At 65.3% G+C, this 16,273-nt stretch carries 17 protein-coding genes; 13 read left to right on the top strand and 4 right to left on the bottom strand.

Features of this window, described 5'->3' with window-relative positions; translation table 11 throughout:
• The first annotated feature begins 66 nt into the window (after positions 1–66).
• The 7 genes from dnaJ to AAFG07_RS42370 all read left to right on the top strand — a co-directional run bounded on the left by dnaJ (position 67) and on the right by AAFG07_RS42370 (position 5,195).
• Complete coding sequence (gene dnaJ / locus AAFG07_RS42400; protein ID WP_298371208.1) at positions 67–1,197, top strand: molecular chaperone DnaJ; 1,131 nt, start codon at positions 67–69, stop codon at positions 1,195–1,197.
• Between the two features lie 100 nt (positions 1,198–1,297).
• Complete coding sequence (locus tag AAFG07_RS42395; protein WP_097671376.1) at positions 1,298–1,900, top strand: rRNA adenine N-6-methyltransferase family protein; 603 nt, start codon at positions 1,298–1,300, stop codon at positions 1,898–1,900.
• Between the two features lie 51 nt (positions 1,901–1,951).
• Positions 1,952–2,530, top strand: coding sequence for an NAD(P)H-dependent oxidoreductase (locus AAFG07_RS42390; RefSeq protein WP_342725438.1), 579 nt, complete (start codon positions 1,952–1,954; stop codon positions 2,528–2,530).
• 6 nt (positions 2,531–2,536) lie between these two features.
• Positions 2,537–3,259, top strand: a complete 723-nt coding sequence (gene pyrF, locus AAFG07_RS42385) for an orotidine-5'-phosphate decarboxylase (protein ID WP_342725437.1) — start codon at positions 2,537–2,539, stop codon at positions 3,257–3,259.
• A 23-nt stretch (positions 3,260–3,282) separates the two neighbouring features.
• Positions 3,283–3,579: a DUF1330 domain-containing protein gene (locus AAFG07_RS42380; RefSeq protein WP_057020363.1), complete on the top strand. Its 297-nt coding sequence runs from the start codon at positions 3,283–3,285 to the stop codon at positions 3,577–3,579.
• A 132-nt stretch (positions 3,580–3,711) separates the two neighbouring features.
• A complete protein-coding gene (dapB, locus tag AAFG07_RS42375; protein WP_342725436.1) occupies positions 3,712–4,524 on the top strand; it encodes a 4-hydroxy-tetrahydrodipicolinate reductase in 813 nt (270 codons plus the stop codon).
• A gap of 47 nt (positions 4,525–4,571) precedes the next feature.
• Positions 4,572–5,195: a 2,3-bisphosphoglycerate-dependent phosphoglycerate mutase gene (locus tag AAFG07_RS42370; RefSeq protein WP_342725435.1), complete on the top strand. Its 624-nt coding sequence runs from the start codon at positions 4,572–4,574 to the stop codon at positions 5,193–5,195.
• Positions 5,196–5,331: 136 nt separating this feature from the next.
• On the opposite strand, the gene AAFG07_RS42365 is transcribed toward AAFG07_RS42370, so the two are convergent.
• Entirely contained in the window at positions 5,332–6,231 is a 900-nt protein-coding gene (locus tag AAFG07_RS42365; RefSeq protein ID WP_342729403.1) for a bifunctional helix-turn-helix domain-containing protein/methylated-DNA--[protein]-cysteine S-methyltransferase, read from the bottom strand.
• Positions 6,232–6,288: 57 nt separating this feature from the next.
• Positions 6,289–6,849, bottom strand: coding sequence for a DUF2244 domain-containing protein (locus AAFG07_RS42360; protein ID WP_342725434.1), 561 nt, complete (start codon positions 6,847–6,849; stop codon positions 6,289–6,291).
• 22 nt (positions 6,850–6,871) lie between these two features.
• Here AAFG07_RS42360 and nth point away from each other — a divergent pair, with 22 nt between their 5' ends.
• The 6 genes from nth to AAFG07_RS42330 all read left to right on the top strand — a co-directional run bounded on the left by nth (position 6,872) and on the right by AAFG07_RS42330 (position 13,772).
• Complete coding sequence (nth, locus tag AAFG07_RS42355) at positions 6,872–7,669, top strand: endonuclease III (protein ID WP_342725433.1); 798 nt, start codon at positions 6,872–6,874, stop codon at positions 7,667–7,669.
• A gap of 66 nt (positions 7,670–7,735) precedes the next feature.
• A complete protein-coding gene (locus AAFG07_RS42350) occupies positions 7,736–8,887 on the top strand; it encodes an HlyD family secretion protein (protein WP_342725432.1) in 1,152 nt (383 codons plus the stop codon).
• Positions 8,874–10,505 carry an MFS transporter gene (locus AAFG07_RS42345; RefSeq protein ID WP_342725431.1) on the top strand — a complete coding sequence of 544 codons (1,632 nt, stop codon included), beginning with the start codon at positions 8,874–8,876 and terminating at the stop codon, positions 10,503–10,505. The genes AAFG07_RS42350 and AAFG07_RS42345 overlap by 14 nt, the downstream gene beginning before the upstream one ends.
• 131 nt (positions 10,506–10,636) lie before the next feature.
• Positions 10,637–11,698, top strand: a complete 1,062-nt coding sequence (locus AAFG07_RS42340; RefSeq protein WP_342725430.1) for a type III polyketide synthase — start codon at positions 10,637–10,639, stop codon at positions 11,696–11,698.
• Positions 11,695–12,207 carry an isoprenylcysteine carboxylmethyltransferase family protein gene (locus AAFG07_RS42335; RefSeq protein ID WP_342725429.1) on the top strand — a complete coding sequence of 171 codons (513 nt, stop codon included), beginning with the start codon at positions 11,695–11,697 and terminating at the stop codon, positions 12,205–12,207. The genes AAFG07_RS42340 and AAFG07_RS42335 overlap by 4 nt, the downstream gene beginning before the upstream one ends.
• Before the next feature lie 62 nt (positions 12,208–12,269).
• Entirely contained in the window at positions 12,270–13,772 is a 1,503-nt protein-coding gene (locus tag AAFG07_RS42330) for a DHA2 family efflux MFS transporter permease subunit (protein WP_342729402.1), read from the top strand.
• Here AAFG07_RS42330 and AAFG07_RS42325 read toward each other — a convergent pair.
• Together AAFG07_RS42325 and AAFG07_RS42320 are read right to left on the bottom strand one after the other, a co-directional pair.
• On the bottom strand, positions 13,769–14,521 hold the full coding sequence (locus AAFG07_RS42325; protein ID WP_342725428.1) for a sulfate transporter family protein: 753 nt from the start codon (positions 14,519–14,521) through the stop codon (positions 13,769–13,771). The genes AAFG07_RS42330 and AAFG07_RS42325 overlap by 4 nt on opposite strands.
• A 149-nt stretch (positions 14,522–14,670) precedes the next feature.
• Positions 14,671–16,083, bottom strand: coding sequence for an MFS transporter (locus AAFG07_RS42320; RefSeq protein WP_342725427.1), 1,413 nt, complete (start codon positions 16,081–16,083; stop codon positions 14,671–14,673).
• Positions 16,084–16,273: the final 190 nt, after the last annotated feature.

Below are 16,273 nucleotides of genomic sequence, written 5' to 3'. Positions count from 1 at the left end.
CAATCCCTTGCGCAATCCTTGGCGAAATCTTTGGCGATCGCGACGAACTTCGGACGGAATTGAAGGATGTCCACCAAGCGCTGCTATTATGAGACCCTCGAGGTCGAGCGGAACGCGGACGAGACCAAGCTGAAATCGGCTTTCCGCAAACTCGCGATGAAATGGCATCCGGACAAGAATCCGGGCGACGCCACCAGCGAGGTCCGGTTCAAGGAAATCAACGAAGCCTATGAGGTGCTGAAGGACGGCGACAAGCGCGCCGCCTATGACCGCTTCGGCCATGCCGCTTTCGAGCAGGGCATGGGCGGTGGCGGTCCCGGCTTCGGCGCCGGCTTCGCCTCATCCTTCTCCGACATCTTCGAGGACCTGTTCGGCATGGCCGGGCAGCGCCGCGGCGGCGGCGGCCGCGAACGCGGTGCCGACCTGCGCTACAACATGGAGATCACGCTCGAGGAGGCCTTCCAGGGTAAGACCGCGCAGATCGAGATCCCGGTTTCGGTGACCTGCGAATCCTGCTCCGGCACTGGCGCCAAGGCCGGCACCAAGCCGAAGACCTGCTCGCATTGCGGCGGCGCCGGCCGTATCCGGCAGGCCCAGGGCTTCTTCACGCTGGAGCGGACCTGCCCCGGCTGTCAGGGCCGCGGCCAGATGATCGAGGACGCCTGCACCTCCTGCGCCGGGTCCGGCCGGGTGACGCGCGAGCGCACGCTGTCGGTCAACATTCCCCCGGGCGTCGAGGACGGCACCCGCATTCGTCTCGCCGGCGAAGGCGAGGCCGGTGTCCGCGGCGGACCGCCCGGCGACCTCTACATCTTCCTGTCGCTGACCACGCACCAGTTCTTCCAGCGCGATGGCGCTGACCTGCACTGCCGCGTGCCGATCTCGATGGTGACCGCAGCCCTCGGCGGTGAGTTCGAGGTGCCGACCATCGACAAGGGCAAGACCAAGGTGAAGGTGCCGGCCGGGACCCAGTCCAGCCGCCGATTCCGCATCGCATCAAAGGGTATGCCGGTGCTCCGCTCGCGCCAGACCGGCGACATGTATGTCCAGGTTGTGGTCGAAACGCCGCAGAATCTGACCAAGAAACAGCAAGAATTGCTGATGGAGTTCGAAAAACTGTCGTCCGGCGCAACGCAACCGGAGGCAGCGGGTTTCTTCTCTAAGGTCAAGGACTTCTTCGGAAGCCGCACCGTCTAGCCGCAGTCGTTATGCTTGACCGTAACGACTTCGATCTATACGTGTTTATGACTGTTTTCTGACAACCGCTCGATTGTGCGCGGTCCCGCCTGGTAGCGACATGCCTCTGCAATCGTCCGTGCGTGCGTCGAAGAAGCCCCTCCGTCTCGACGACGAGGTTCGATTTCTCCGTTCATGGATCGAGAAGCCGCTGCATATGGGCGCGGTGATGCCGTCCGGGCGGCTGCTCGCACGCACCATGGCGCAATATGTCGATCCCGAGTCCGAAGGACCGGTTGTCGAGCTCGGACCCGGCACCGGTGCGATCACCAATGCGCTGATCGAGCATGGCGTCGATCAAAAGCGTCTCGTCCTGGTTGAGTACAATCCCGGCTTCTGTGCGCTGCTGCGCGAACGCTATCCGCAGGCCAAGGTGGTCCAGGGCGACGCCTACAGGCTTCGCGATACGCTGTGGGACGTCATGAAGTCTCCGGCCTCGGCCGTGGTTTCAGGCCTGCCTCTGGTCACCAAGCCGATGCTGACCCGCCTGAAGCTGGTCCGCGACGCCTTCCTGGCCCTCGCGCCCGGTGCGCCGTTCGTCCAGTTCACCTATTCGGTGGCGCCACCGATTCCGAAGTCGCTGCCCGGCGTGTCCACAGAGGCGTCCGAGCGGATCTGGATGAACCTTCCGCCCGCGCGGGTCTGGGTGTATCGCAAGGGCTGATCATCGCCCTGCGTCGTCGCGCCGGGTCGACGACCCAAACGCGATTGCCAAATGTCCGCGCTGAAAATCCTCGTGATCCCCGGATCGCTGCGATCAGGCTCGCTCAACGCGAAGCTCGCCGCCGTGCTGGCGCAGGAGCTCGCGCAGTCGGGGGCCGACGTCACCCGCATCTCGCTCGGCGATTTTCCGCTGCCGATCTATGACGGCGATTTGCAGGCCAAATCGGGCGTGCCGCAGCACGCGGTCAATCTGAAGCGGATGATCGGCGCCCATCATGGCGTGCTGATCGTGACGCCGGAATATAATTCCTCGGTGCCGGCGCTGGTGAAGAACACGATCGACTGGGTGAGCCGCGTGCAGGACCCGCACGAGACCCGTGGCCAAGTGTTCCACGGCCGCGCCTTCGCGCTAGCTGCGGCATCCGGCAACCGGCTCGGCGGAACGCGCGCGCTGGCGGCGCTGCGCCTGATCCTGACGGCGTGCCATGCCGCCGTGATCCCGAACCAGCTCGCGCTGTCATTTGCCGAGCAGGCCTATGACGACATGGATCGTCTGAAGCACCAGGCCGACGTCGACACGATGCGGGCGCTGGTGCGGCAGCTGATCGACCATTCCCAACGCATGATGTGAGGTGACATGCAGCCAGCCAAGATCGCTCCAAGGATCGCTCCAAGAGACCGGTTGATTGTGGCGCTCGATTTGCCGTCGGTCGCCAGCGCCGAGACGATGATCGACAGGCTCGGCGACAGCGTCACCTTCTACAAGATCGGCTATCAGCTCGGTTACGCCGGCGGCCTCGCGCTGGCGAAGCAGCTTGCGGGCAGCGGCAAGAAGGTCTTTCTCGATCTCAAGCTGCACGACATCGGCAACACGGTGGCGCGCGGGGTCGAAAGCGTCGCCGCGCTCGGCGCGACCTTTCTCACCGTGCATGCCTACCCGCAGACCATGAAGGCGGCGGTCGAGGCGCGCGCGGGTTCGGGCCTGAAGATCCTCGCGGTGACGGTGCTGACCTCCTACGACGACAGCGACCTGCACGCAGCGGGCTATCGCCTCAACGTCTCCGATCTCGTCGAAGCGCGCGCCAGGCAGGCGCAGGCGCTCGGTGTCGACGGCCTCGTCAGCTCACCCGAGGAAGCTGCCGCCTTGCGCAAGATCGTGGGTGATCAGATGAACCTGGTGACGCCGGGCATCCGCCCCGCGGGTTCGGCGACCGGCGACCAGAAGCGCATCATGACGCCAGCCCGCGCCATTGCCGCCGGCGCCGACTATCTGGTGGTCGGACGTCCGGTGATGGAAGCCGCCGATCCGAAGGCCGCAGCCGAAGCCATTCACACCGAGATCGCCCAGGCACTCGCCTGAGCCAACAACAAGGGAGAACAGATATGGCGAAGGGATACTGGATCGGACGCGTCGACGTTCACAATGAGGAGGGCTACAAGCCCTACATGGCGGCCAACCCGGCGATCTTCCAGAAGTTCGGCGGCAAGTTCATCGTGCGCGGTGGCAAGTTCACCGGCGTGGAGGGCCAGAGCCGCTCGCGCAACGTCGTGATCGAATTCCCCGATTACGCGACCGCGCTCGCTTGCTACCAATCGCCGGAATACCAGGCCAATATCAAGGTGCGGCAGCCGCACTCGATCGCCGACCTCATTATCATCGAGGGGCACGACAGCCCGTAGGCCTGGACACCGGGCCGCCGGTTCGGTTGCCCGGAACAGTCGCCGACGACCGCCGTTTAAGCATGATCCCGCGCCGGAAAACCGGTTTCCACTTTGCCGGATCATGCTTTATACGGCGGTGAGAGGTGAGCCATGGCTGACATGCGTCTGATTGTTGCGGGAGCCGGCGGCCGGATGGGCCGCACGCTGACGCGGGTGATTTCCGAAACCCCGGGGGCGGTGCTGGTCGGCGCGCTGGAAGCGCCGGGCTCGGAACTGCTCGGCAAGGACGCCGGTGTGCTCGCCGGCCTTCCCGCCAACGACGTCAAGCTGTCGGCCGATCTGTGGTCGATGTCCGCGGCTGCCGACGGCATCCTGGATTTCACCGTGCCGGCCGCGACCATCGCCAATGTCGCGATCGCGGCCGAGCGCGGCCTTGTTCACGTCATCGGCACCACCGGCCTGTCGCAGTCCGACGACGCGGTGATCCGCAGCGTCACCGACCGCGCCATCGTGGTGAAATCGGGCAATATGAGCCTCGGCGTCAATCTGCTTGCCGCGCTGGTCAAGCGCGTCGCGCAGTCGCTCGACCAGAGCTTTGACATCGAAATTCTCGAGATGCACCACAAGTCCAAGATCGACGCGCCGTCGGGCACCGCCTTGATGCTCGGCGAAGCTGCCGCTGCAGGACGCCAGATCGCGCTGGAGCAGCATTCGGCGCGCGGCCGCGATGGCCTCACCGGGGCGCGCCGTGCCGGCGATATCGGCTTTGCCTCGTTGCGCGGCGGCACCGCGGCCGGCGATCACAGCGTGATCTTTGCCGGTCCTTCGGAGCGCATCACGCTCTCGCATCATGCCGAGGACCGCGCGCTGTTCGCGCAGGGCGCGCTGAAGGCGGCGCTGTGGGCGCATGGCAAGAAGCCCGGCATGTATTCGATGACCGACGTTCTCGGGTTGAGCGACTGAGATCGCCCGACGAAATAAAATCCAGCCAAGCGAAAACGGAATCTGAAATGAGTGATCGTCTTCTTGTGCTCGTTCGTCATGGTCAGAGCGAATGGAATCTGAAGAACCTGTTCACCGGGTGGAAGGATCCCGATCTCACCGAGCAGGGCATCGCTGAAGCCAAGGACGCCGGCCGCAAGCTGAAGGCGCAGGGCCTGTCGTTCGACGTTGCCTTCACCTCCGATCTGACGCGCGCGCAGCACACGCTGAAGCTGATGCTGGAGCAGATCGGCCAGACCGGGTTGCCGACCACGAAGAATCTGGCGCTCAATGAGCGGGACTACGGCGATCTCTCGGGCCTCAACAAGGACGACGCCCGCAAGAAGTGGGGCGAGGACCAGGTCCTGGTCTGGCGCCGGTCCTACGACGTGCCGCCGCCCGGCGGCGAGAGCCTGAAAGATACGCTGGCGCGCACACTGCCCTATTACGTGCAGGAGATCCTGCCCGGCGTGCTGCGCGGCCAGCGCACGCTGATCGCCGCCCACGGCAATTCGCTGCGCGCGCTGATCATGGTGCTGGAGAAGCTTTCGCCGGAGCAGATCCTCAAGCGCGAACTCGCGACCGGCGCGCCGGTGGTCTACCGGCTCAACGCCGATTCCACCGTTGCATCGAAGGTCGATCTCGCGGGGTAGGCGATCAAGTCCAGTGATCCGTCATCCTGAGGTGGGAGCGGAGCGAGCCTCGAAGGATGCGCGGCCACCAGCCGGGCCGTCGACCCTTCGAGACGCGCTTCGCGCTCCTCAGGGTGACGGTGAGAGCGCGTTCGCGCTAGTGCAATCCCACCTGGCCAGCTTCCCAGCCCAGCATCGCCTGCTTGCGGGTGATGCCCCAGTGGTAGCCGGTCAGCGCGCCGCTCTTGCCGAGTGCGCGATGGCAAGGCACCACGAACGACACCGGATTGCGGCCGACCGCGGCGCCGACGGCGCGCGAGGCCTTCGGATTGTTGATATTGCTGGCGATGTCGGAATAGCTCACCGCGCGGCCCATCGGGACCTTGAGCAGCGTTTCCCACACCCGCACCTCGAAGTCGGTGCCGATCAAGACGACGCGCAGCGGCTGGTCCGCGCGCCACAACCGCGTATCGAACACGCGTTGCGCCAGTGCGGTGGTGCCGTCAGTGTCCTCGACAAAGGTCGCGTTCGGCCAGCGCCGCTTCATGTCGGCAAACGCGGTCTGCTCGTCGCCGGGGTCGGCGAAGGCAAGCCCCGCGAGCCCGCGGTCAGTTGCGATCACGATCGCTGTGCCGAACGGCGAGGGGTGGAAGCCGAAGCGCAGCGTCATGCCGCCGCCGCCGGTCTTCCATTCGCCTGGAGACATCGCCTCATGCGTGACGAACAGATCGTGCAGCCGTCCCGGGCCTGAAAGACCCGAGTCGAGTGCCGCGTCGAGCACGCTGGCGGAATCGCGCAGCAGGTTCTTGGCGTGGTCGAGGGTCAGCGCCTGCATGAAGGCCTTCGGCGTCAACCCGGCCCAGCGGCGGAACAGATGGTGCAGTTCATCCGGCGTCACGGCGGCGGCATCGGCCATCGCTTCGATGGTCGGCTGCGCGCGCCAGTGCTCCGAAATGAACGCGATGGCGCGCCGGACCGAGTCATAGTCGCGCAGCGCGGCGCTCTGGTGGAAGCCCGGCTTGGCCAGGCGCTGGTCATGTATGGCGAGTGTCATCATGGTGTCTGATTTAGGAGCCATGGCGCGTCCAAACCACCCGATTTCCGACAAGCTGGCCTAGCGGATGGGATTGTAGGTCAGGCCGCGTTTCGCGGTATTCAACGCAGCAGTCAACGCTTTGGAAAAGCTGGCCTTTTCGTCCGGGCTCAGGAAGCTGCCGACGCTGACCCGGCGGCCCCGGGACACCAGGTAAAGCCGCTCGATGCCGAACTCCTCGTGCGAGATCTGCTCGAACCGCACCCAGAGCGGGTTGAGCACCCATTCGGCCACATGGCCGCGGTGACTGATGCGGCGCACCCGCAGTTCCGACGGCGTCACGGTGATCTCCTCGCTCGCCTTGGCGGTGCGGAAATTGACCTTGAACGCCCAGTAGATCACCAGCACGTCGAGGCCGAAGAAGCCGAAGATCGGCCAGGCGCCGAGCCACCAGAACACCGCGCCGGCGATGAAGCTGACCACGGTGACGAACGACATCAGCACGATAAAGCCGGTGCGATTCAGCGAGCGGTGCGGCGTCAGCAGCGCCGAGAACAGTTTCGGCTCCGCCTCGGGCGCATCGACGTCGAGGTCATCGGCCCTGGGGTCTTCGCCCGGATCAAAGTCGTTGCCTGCGGTCATGACGTATCAGTATATCCCGTTCATGGCCAAAATCATCCGCTCTCAACGCGCCAGCACCTCAAGCGTTCGGTCCGCGCCGAAGAAGAAAGCCGCCAAAGCGGCAAAGCCGCTGCCCAAACGCGCGGCAAAGAAGCCGGCGACCAAGGCCGCCAAGAAGGTTGCCAAGAAAACCGCAAAGCCAAAACCATGGACGGCGGCGGAGGTCTACGAGGCCTTCGACCGGTTCCGCAAAGCCAATCCCGAGCCGAAGGGCGAACTCGAGCATCTCAACCCCTACACGCTGCTGGTTGCGGTGGTGTTGTCGGCGCAGGCAACCGATGCCGGCGTCAACAAGGCGACGCGGGCGCTGTTTGCGATCGCCGACACGCCGGAGAAGATGCTCGAGCTCGGCGAAGACCGAGTGCGCGACTACATCAAGACCATCGGGCTCTATCGCAACAAAGCCAGGAACGTCATCGCGCTGTCGGAGAAGCTGATCGCCGAATTCGGCGGTGAGGTGCCGCGCACCCGCGCCGAAATCGAATCATTGCCTGGCGCTGGCCGCAAGACCGCGAATGTCGTGCTCAACATGGCGTTCGGCGAACATACGATGGCGGTCGACACCCATGTGTTCCGGGTCGGCAACCGCACCGGTCTCGCGCCCGGCAAGACGCCGCTCGAGGTCGAGCTGGGATTGGAGAAGGTGATCCCGACCGAGTTCATGCTGCACGCCCATCACTGGCTGATCCTGCATGGCCGCTATACCTGCCTCGCCCGCGGTCCGCGTTGCGACGTATGTTTGATCAATGATCTTTGCCGGTGGCCGGAGAAGACCGTCTAAGGCATGATCATCATCATGTGTTGGCAAATTGTCCGGCGTTCCGGGTGTGACTGACGGGAGTGTGGTGTGACAGAGCAGGTTCAAGACAGTCGGCTACCCGCCAGCCAGACCGCGCCTGCCCCGGCGGCCGCGCCAGCCAAGCCGCAGCCTGCGGCGAGCGGCTTCTGGAGCCGTTTCGCCATCCCGTTGTTTGCGGTGCTGGCTGCGCTCGCATTCGTCGCGGTGGCGACCACGCATTGGGACGCCTGGGTCGGCAGCGCCACGATCCAGACCACCAATGATGCCTATGTGCGCGCCGAGTTGACCCAGCTCTCGAGCCGCGTGTCCGGCGAAGTGCTCACCGTCGCCGTCTCCGATTTCCAGCGCGTCAAGGCCGGCGATCTCCTGGTGCAGATCGATCCTGCCGACTATCAGGCGCAGGTCGCGCAGGCCGAGGCCGGTGTGGTCGGCGCGCAGGCCGCGCTCGATAACCTCAACAATCAGGTCGAGCTGCAATATGCGACCATCGCGCAGGCCGAGGCCTCGCGGCTATCAGCAGAGGCCCAGCAGACCCTGGCGCGCCAGGAGCAAGAGCGTCAGCAATCGCTGTCGCAAACCGACGCCGGCACGCGGCAGCGGCTCGAGCAAGCCACCGCATCCTATGCCAAGTCGGAGGCCGACGTGCAGGCCAGCCGTGCGGTGATCGCTGCGCAGCGCCATCAGCTCGAGGTCCTGCAGGGCACCAAGAAGCAACGCGCCGCCGATCTCGACGCCGCCAAGGCGCTGCTGGCATCGGCCAAGCTCAAGCTTGGATACACCAGGATCGTCGCGCCGTTCGACGGCGTCACCGGCGAGCGCCAGGTGCAGCCGGGCGACTACGTCAACATCGGCGCCAATCTGATCAATGTTGTACCGCTGCCGAACGTCTATGTGATCGCCAACTACAAGGAAACCCAGTTGACCAACGTCAAGCCGGGCCAGCCGGTCGCGGTCACCGTCGATACGTTCTCCGGCCAGACGCTGCGCGGCGTCGTCGAGCGCATCGCGCCGGCGAGCGGATCGCAATTCGCGCTGCTGCCGCCCGATAACGCCACCGGCAATTTCACCAAGGTGGTGCAGCGCATCCCGGTGCGTATCCAATTCGACGAGGGCCAGCCGTTGCTCGAGCGCCTGCTGCCGGGCATGTCGGTGGTCACGCGGATCAATACCGGCGAGGCGGTCGCCAATGGCGGAAAATGACGACCGCAACAGCGGTCCGGTCTCGCGCGGCGATGTCGCACGCTATCCGGTGTTTGCCGTCGTCGCCGTGCTGCTCGGCGCGTTCCTGGCGAATTTCGACAGCCGCCTGACCTCGGTCGGCCTGCCCGACCTGCGGGGCGCGTTCTCGCTCACTTTCGACGAGGGCGCCTGGCTCTCGACCGCGGCGATCGGCTCGCAGATCTTCATCGCGCCCGCGGTGGCCTGGCTCGCCACCGCGTTCGGCTTGCGCCGCGTGCTCGGCATTCCGAGCCTGGTCTATGCCGTGGTCTCGCTGACCATCCCGTTCGTGCACGACTACACGACGCTGATCGTCGTGCTCAGCATCGCCCACGGCATGCTGCTCGGCACCTTCGTGCCGGCGACGCTGATGATCATCCTGCGCAACCTGCCGATCCGCTGGTGGCTGCCCGCGATCGCGATGTATTCGATCCGCGTCGGCTTCGCGCTGGATTCGTCGAGCTCACTGGTCGGATTCTATGTCGAGCACCTCGGCTGGCAGTGGCTGTATTGGCAGGGCGTCGTGGTCGCGCCGCTAATGGGATTGATGGTCTATCTCGGCACGCCGAACGAGCCGGTCAATCGCGACCTGCTGCACCATGCCGATTGGGGCGGCATGCTGCTGCTCGGCGCCGGCTTGGCGATGGTCTATGCCGGCCTCGATCAGGGCAACCGGCTTGACTGGTTGTCGTCGGGCACCGTGATGGCGCTCTTGATTGGCGGCGGGCTTTTGATCATCGCCTTCATGATCAACGAGACGGTCGCGCGCCGGCCGTGGGCGCATTTCAACGTGCTGTTCTCGCGCAATATCGGGCTCTCGCTGATCGTCATCCTGCTGTACACGCTGACCAGCCTGTCGAACTCGTCGCTGGTGCCGAATTTCCTCGGCACCATCGGCGCGCTGCGGCCGGAGCAGTCGGGCGTGCTGCTGTTCACCTACGGCGCGCTGCCGATGTTCGTGCTGGTGCCGATCTCGATTGTCCTGTTGCGTCACCTCGATCCGCGCATCGTCGTGGTGCTCGGATTCTCGGCATTCGCAGCCGCCAATCTCTGGGGCACGCAGCTGAGCCATGTCTGGGCACGCGAGGACTTCGTCGGCATCGTCCTGCTCACGTCGGTCGGGCAGGCGTTCACGCTGCTGCCGATCATCATCATGGCGCTGTCCAATTCCGATCCGTCACGGGCGACGGCGTTCGCGGCCTATATCCAGATCATGCGGCTCGGCGGCGCCGAGATCGGCATCGCCCTGATGGGCACCTGGCTGCGCGTTCGCGAGCAGATCCATTCGAACTATCTCGGCCAGCACGTCCAGAGCGGCGATGTCGACGTCGTGAACCTGCTGAAGCGGTTGGCCGGTGAATTTTCCGGCCACGGCATCGGCACGGCGGCGGGACGTGCCATCGGCACGCTGGCGGCGCTGGTGCAGCGCGAGGCCAACACGCTCGCCTACATTGACGGCTTCTGGCTGTGCTTCTGGATCGCGATCCTGGCGCTGTTCGTGGTCGCCCTGATCACGCGCGCGCCGCAGGGTCCGCTGTCGCCGGTGCCGCTTGGCTTCGTGAAGGACGTGCTGCGCAGGTTGGGCGCCGCCGCTTCCTGATCTGCGCGGAGATCGCCGGCGGCTTGCTGCCGGGGTCAATTTATAGTGAATGCGGCGCCCCCTCTATCTCGTGGGCGCCTGAAATATTTTGCACGCCGCGTGGTTCCACAAGCGGGGGAACGGGAGCCACGATGATCGAGACCAAGCAGACGGCCGCGCTTGTTTCCATGGCGACGGCGGTTCCACCGCATCTGTTCCATCAGGGACGAGTCCTGCAGGCCGCGCGCGACCTTCTCGCCGACCGCTATCCGGAGTTCGAGACGCTCTCCAGCCTGTTCGCCAACACCGGCATCCAGCATCGCTATGGCGTGAAGCCGATCGAATGGTATCTCGAACGGCGCGGTTGGCCGGAGCGAACGCAGGCCTTCCTGGAAGGCGCGGAGGCGCTGTTCGTCGATGTCGCCCGCAAGGCGCTTACGCGTGCCGACCTGACCGGCAGCGACATCGATGTCGTGGTCACGGTGTGCTCGACGGGCATCGCCACGCCGACGCTGGAGGCGCGCGTCGCCGGCAAGCTCGGCCTGCGGACCGATGTGTCGCGCGTGCCGGTGTTCGGCCTCGGCTGCGCGGGCGGCGTGTCGGGCCTGTCGATCGCGGCGCGGCTGGCGCAGGCGCAGCCGGGTGCGAACGTGCTGCTGGTCGCGCTCGAACTCTGCACGCTCGCGGTCCGCCACGACGAGCTCACCAAGGCGAATATCGTTGCCGCCAGCCTGTTCGGCGATGGCGCCGCGGCGATCGTGCTGCGCGCCGGAGACGGCGGCGCGACGCGGATCGAGGCGGCCGGCGAAAAGCTGTGGCCGGATACGCTCGGCATCATGGGTTGGACGGTCGATCCGGAAGGCTTCGGCGTCGTCTTTCAGCGCACCATTCCGGATTTCGTCCGCGACCATGTTGGACCGGCCGTTAGCGAAATTCTGGCACGGATGGAGCTGACGGCCGATGATATCGATCGCTTCCTCTGCCATCCCGGCGGCTCCAAGGTCATCGCCGCGCTGGAGCGGGCGCTGGCGCTCGATCAGGGCACGCTCGATCACGAGCGCGACGTCATTGCTGCCTGCGGCAACATGTCGGCCCCGACGGTTCTCTTCGTCCTCGAACGCGCCCGCGCCAAGGGCTTGCCGCCGCGCTCGCTGCTCACGGCGCTCGGGCCCGGCTTCACGCTCAGCTGCGTCGCGCTCAGGCACGCGGCATGAGCCTCGCCTCGGTCATCCTTGCGCTGGTGACGCTGCAGCGTCTCGGCGAGCTCGGGCTGGCGCGGCGCAACACGGAGCGGCTGCTGGCGCGCGGCGCGATCGAGGTCGGCGCCAGACATTACCCGCTCATCGTGCTGGTTCATGCCGGCTGGCTGACCGCGCTGTGGATCTGGGGCCGCAACCAGGATGTCAACTTGGCCATACTCGCGGCCTTTCTGCTGCTGCAAGGCTTGCGGTTGTGGATCCTCGCTGCGCTCGGACCGCGATGGACCACGCGGATCATCGTCTTGCCGGGTGCGCCGTTGGTCGCATCCGGGCCGTACCGGTTTTTCCCGCATCCAAACTATGCCGTCGTGGTCGGTGAAATCGCGCTGCTTCCGCTCGCACTGCATCTGCCGGTGCTGGCGCTGATCTTCACCTTGCTCAATCTCGCGGTGCTTGCGATCCGGATTCGCGCCGAAAGCCGCGCACTCTCGGTTGCCGGCTGGCCACGCACAGGCACGCCATGAGCGGTCGCGCGGATTATCCAACCGACAGCCCATCCGTTGCGACCTGGGCAGGCTTCCTCCTGATGTGCTTCGGCATGTTCATGGCGATCCTCGACATCCAGGTCGTCGCGACCTCGTTGCCGACGATCCAGCGCGCGCTTGCGATCTCGCCTTCCGCGATGAGCTGGATCCAGACCGCCTATCTGATCGCCGAGGTGATCGCGATCCCGCTGACCGGATTGTTCACCCATGCGCTGTCGTTGCGGTGGCTGTTCGCGATCGCCGTGAGCCTGTTTACCATCGCCTCGGTCGGCTGCGCCTTCAGTGGCGGCTTTGCCGTGCTGCTGGCGTTTCGCGTGCTGCAGGGATTTTCCGGCGGCGTCCTGATCCCGGCGGTGTTCTCCGCCGTGTTCATGTTGTTTCCGGCGCGCCTTCATCCGGCGGCGACCACGATCGGAGGCGTCGTCGCGGTGCTCGCACCGACGGTCGGACCGGTCGTCGGCGGCTGGATCACGCAGACCTGGTCGTGGCCGTGGTTGTTCCTGATCAACCTGGTTCCGGGAACGATTGCGGCGACGGTCACGCCGTTGCTGCTTCCGAAGGAGGGCGTGCATCTCCGTGCGTTCGCCAGACTGGACACATGGTCGCTGGCCCTGCTCGCAGCGGCGCTCGCAAGCCTCATGATCGGTCTGAAGGAAGCGCCGCAGCGCGGCTGGGTCTCGATGCTTTGCCTGAGCCTGCTAATCGGAAGCATGGCCGGGATGGCGCTGCTGATCCGGCGCACGCTCCGCGCGACGCATCCGATCGCGCGATTGACCCTGTTCAGGCGGCGTTCGTTCGCGATCGGTTGCGCCCTGAGCTTCTGCCTCGGCATCGGCCTGTATGGATCGACCTATCTGATGCCGGTATTCCTCGGCTTCGTCCGCCGCCATGATGCCTTCGAGATCGGCACCATCATGCTGGTCACGGGGGTTGCGCAGCTCGTCGCCGCGCCGCTGGCGGCAATCCTCGAAAGCCGCGTCGGCGCGCTTTTGTTGACTTGTACAGGCTTCGCCTTGTTTGCGCTCGGTCTCGGCTTGAGCTCTTTTCAGCCGCGCACCGCGGATTTCGGCGAGATGTTCTGGCCGCAGATCGTGCGCGGCGTCGCGATCATGTTCTGTTTGCTGCCGCCGACGCGCATTGCGGTGGGCACCCTGCCCGAGGCGGAGGTTGCCGACGCCAGCGGACTGTTCAACCTGATGCGCAATCTGGGTGGCGCGATCGGGATCGCCTTGATCGATACCATCCTCTACGGGCGAAGCCCAATCTATGGCGAGGATTTTCGTGCACGCCTGCTGGCAGGTGATCTCAACGCGGCACAGGCGATCGGCCTCGATCCGATGTTGCTGATCAACCGCCCGCCGGGTCCGCCGGATGACGCGACGGTGGCGTTCATCCGGCCGCTGGTCGAGCGGGCATCGCTCGCCCTCAGCGTCAACGAGGCATGGGCGATGCTGGCCTGCGTGGCGATCGTCGGGCTTCTGCTGGTGTTATTCGCGCGCGATCGGACACCGGCATCGCTCCCGGTGCCTCGGGATGCGAACTAGATCGTCGGCACGTTGCTTCGCCGCGCCGGCTCGATCAGCTCTCGCCGTGGGCCTGACAGCCGCTTGTACATGTGGACCATGAAGGCCATCCCGAACAGCGGCGTCGCCAGATTGACGATCGGGATCGACACGAAGGCGGCGATGAACAGGCCGGCGGTGAACACGGTTGCCGCATTCTCCTTGCGCATCGCCTTGGCATCCTCTGGCGAGCGGAAGCGCATCGCGGCGAGCTCGAAATATTCGCGGCCGAGCAGCCAGGCGGTCGCGATGAAGAAGATGATGAAGCCCGCGCCCGCGAACAGCACGAACGGCAGCGCGACCAGGTAGACCAGGATCGTCAGCAGCGCCGTCTTGACGCCCTCGATGGTCGCGAGCGTGACCGGCAACGCCGTGCCGGGATGGTCGGCCGGATAGTGCTCGCGCTCGACATGGTCGGCGACGTCGTCGACGAACAGGCTGGCCACCAGCGAGGTGATCGCGGGCATCAGGAAGATGCCGCCGAGCACGACGCCGAGGCCCGCCGAGATCGAGATGATCCAGGACAGCACGTGCAGGGTGGAATGGAAGTTGGGGCCGAGCATGCCTTCGGCCCAGACCTCGCCGGTGTCGGCAAACCAGCCCAGCAGCCGCTGCAAGCCGATTGCGAGCACGGTGATCAGCACCAGCGCAAGTCCGATCGAACGCCACAAGATCGTGCGCATCGGCGGCGACAGGATTTGCGAAAGCGCCTTGACGGCGGCGTCAAACATGACCGGGTTACCTCTGCAAGATGACGAGCGAGAGGTAGCCACCCAATATGGCTTCGGCAAGTGCCGCTCGTGTCGCGGTCACAGCGTTTTCGAGCAAAGTCCGCTCGCATTTGATGCGGGGTCGACACCGGTTCGCGTCAAGAAACGCTTTAGGCGTCGAGCGGCTTGCCGCGGACGTTGGGCCCCCAGACACCGATCGTAATGATGACGATGACCATCGCCGCGGTGATCAGGCCGAACACCCCGCTGACGCCGGCCTCCCTCAACATGAACGCCACGATGAAGCCGGAGAATGTCGCGCTGAGCCGGCTCATCGAATAGACGAGGCCCGCCGCGCGGGCCCGGATCGCGGTCGGGAACACCTCGGTCTGGTAGGCGTGGTAGGCGTAGGACAGCGTCATGTTGGCGCCGGTCACCAGCACGCCGCTGGCGATCAAGAGCACCGGCTCGGTGAGCTGCGCGAAGGCGAGGCCGAACACCGAGATCGCGGCGGCCGCGCCGCAAATGATCCATTTGCGCTCGAAGCGGTCGGCGAAGGTTGCGGCCAGCATCGGTGCGAGCGGATAGGCGAAGGCGATGATGAAGGAATATTGCAGGCTCTTGGTGACGTTGATGCCCTTCTGGACCAATAGCGCCGGAACCCAGTTGGAGAAGCCGTAAACGCCGAACGCCTGGCACAGATTGAAGATCATGAACAGCACGACGAGCGAGGCGTAGGGCGGCCGGAACAGATCGGCATAGCCGGTTTCGACCGCCGGACGTGCCGGCGTCATCGCGGCTTTAACGGCAGGGCGCGGCGCGGCCGCAGGCGATGAAGCCTCGAGCCTCCGCATGATTGTCTCGGCTTCGGCAAGGCGGCCATGCCGGGCCAGCCACAGCGGGCTTTCCGGCACGTAGAGCCGCAGCACCCAGATGATCATGCTGGCGGCCGCGCCGATCAGTACCACCCAGCGCCAGCCATCGATGCCGTAAGGCGAGAGCGGCACCAGCCACCACGACAGCGCGGCGACGATCGGCACCGCCGACAGCATCACCGCCTGGTTGATTGCAAAGGCCCGGCCGCGCATCCAGCTCGGCACCAGCTCTGTGATGTAGGCGTCGATGGTGATGACCTCGATGCCGATCCCGATTCCGGCGATGAAGCGCCACAGCAGCACGCCGCCAGGGGTGGTCTGGCACGCCATGATCACCGACGCCGCGCTGTAGAACAGCAGCGAATAGGTGAAGACAGCCTTGCGCCCGTAGCGATCGGCGAGGAAGCCGAGGCAGAAGGTGCCGATGAACAGGCCGGCGAAAGTCGCCGCGACGAAGGCGCCGATCCCTGAGAAGCCGAAGAAGGCCTGCGTCGTCGTGGTCATCAGCCCGCTGCGGGCGAGGCCCGGCGCGATATAGCCGGTGAAGAACAGATCGTAGATTTCGAAGCAGCCGCCGAGCGAGAGCAGGATCACCAGCCGCCAGACGTAGCCGGAGGTGGGCAGCGCTTCGAGGCGCCGCGAGATCTCGTCCGGCCCGCTTGTCGTGTTGGCAAGATCGGCAACCGAGCCGAGTTCGACGGCGCTCATGATGGTCCTCCCCGAATGCTCCAGCGGCCGCCTTTCTTGCGAAGGCGTGCCGGCGAGGCATGTTTGGCAGCCGGGTGCCAGAAATCCAGACGAACATATCGAAGGAATCGTTCGATATTTTCGAACTCAGGGGGAAGGGTTGCTTTGATTCACCTGTCAAACGACTTGTTCAACTGTCGTCCCTGCCTAG

Origin of the sequence: Bradyrhizobium sp. B097 (assembly GCF_038957035.1) — a bacterium.
Lineage (GTDB): Bacteria > Pseudomonadota > Alphaproteobacteria > Rhizobiales > Xanthobacteraceae > Bradyrhizobium.
Note: the sequence above shows the minus strand (reverse complement) of the source record. Positions and strands in the feature narration are given on the sequence as shown.

Bases quoted from the DNA above. Each gene is read 5' to 3' on its own strand.
- AAFG07_RS42390 (WP_342725438.1), top strand. From the start codon at position 1,952: ATGTCCGCGCTGAAAATCCTCGTGATCCCCGGATCGCTGCGATCAGGC.
- dnaJ (WP_298371208.1), top strand. From the start codon at position 67: ATGTCCACCAAGCGCTGCTATTATGAGACCCTCGAGGTCGAGCGGAAC.
- AAFG07_RS42330 (WP_342729402.1), top strand. From the start codon at position 12,270: ATGTGCTTCGGCATGTTCATGGCGATCCTCGACATCCAGGTCGTCGCG.
- AAFG07_RS42365 (WP_342729403.1), bottom strand. From the start codon at position 6,231: ATGATGACACTCGCCATACATGACCAGCGCCTGGCCAAGCCGGGCTTC.
- nth (WP_342725433.1), top strand. From the start codon at position 6,872: ATGGCCAAAATCATCCGCTCTCAACGCGCCAGCACCTCAAGCGTTCGG.
- AAFG07_RS42345 (WP_342725431.1), top strand. From the start codon at position 8,874: ATGGCGGAAAATGACGACCGCAACAGCGGTCCGGTCTCGCGCGGCGAT.
- AAFG07_RS42370 (WP_342725435.1), top strand. From the start codon at position 4,572: ATGAGTGATCGTCTTCTTGTGCTCGTTCGTCATGGTCAGAGCGAATGG.
- AAFG07_RS42340 (WP_342725430.1), top strand. From the start codon at position 10,637: ATGATCGAGACCAAGCAGACGGCCGCGCTTGTTTCCATGGCGACGGCG.
- AAFG07_RS42395 (WP_097671376.1), top strand. From the start codon at position 1,298: ATGCCTCTGCAATCGTCCGTGCGTGCGTCGAAGAAGCCCCTCCGTCTC.
- AAFG07_RS42360 (WP_342725434.1), bottom strand. From the start codon at position 6,849: ATGACCGCAGGCAACGACTTTGATCCGGGCGAAGACCCCAGGGCCGAT.
- pyrF (WP_342725437.1), top strand. From the start codon at position 2,537: ATGCAGCCAGCCAAGATCGCTCCAAGGATCGCTCCAAGAGACCGGTTG.
- AAFG07_RS42335 (WP_342725429.1), top strand. From the start codon at position 11,695: ATGAGCCTCGCCTCGGTCATCCTTGCGCTGGTGACGCTGCAGCGTCTC.
- AAFG07_RS42380 (WP_057020363.1), top strand. From the start codon at position 3,283: ATGGCGAAGGGATACTGGATCGGACGCGTCGACGTTCACAATGAGGAG.
- dapB (WP_342725436.1), top strand. From the start codon at position 3,712: ATGGCTGACATGCGTCTGATTGTTGCGGGAGCCGGCGGCCGGATGGGC.
- AAFG07_RS42325 (WP_342725428.1), bottom strand. From the start codon at position 14,521: ATGTTTGACGCCGCCGTCAAGGCGCTTTCGCAAATCCTGTCGCCGCCG.
- AAFG07_RS42320 (WP_342725427.1), bottom strand. From the start codon at position 16,083: ATGAGCGCCGTCGAACTCGGCTCGGTTGCCGATCTTGCCAACACGACA.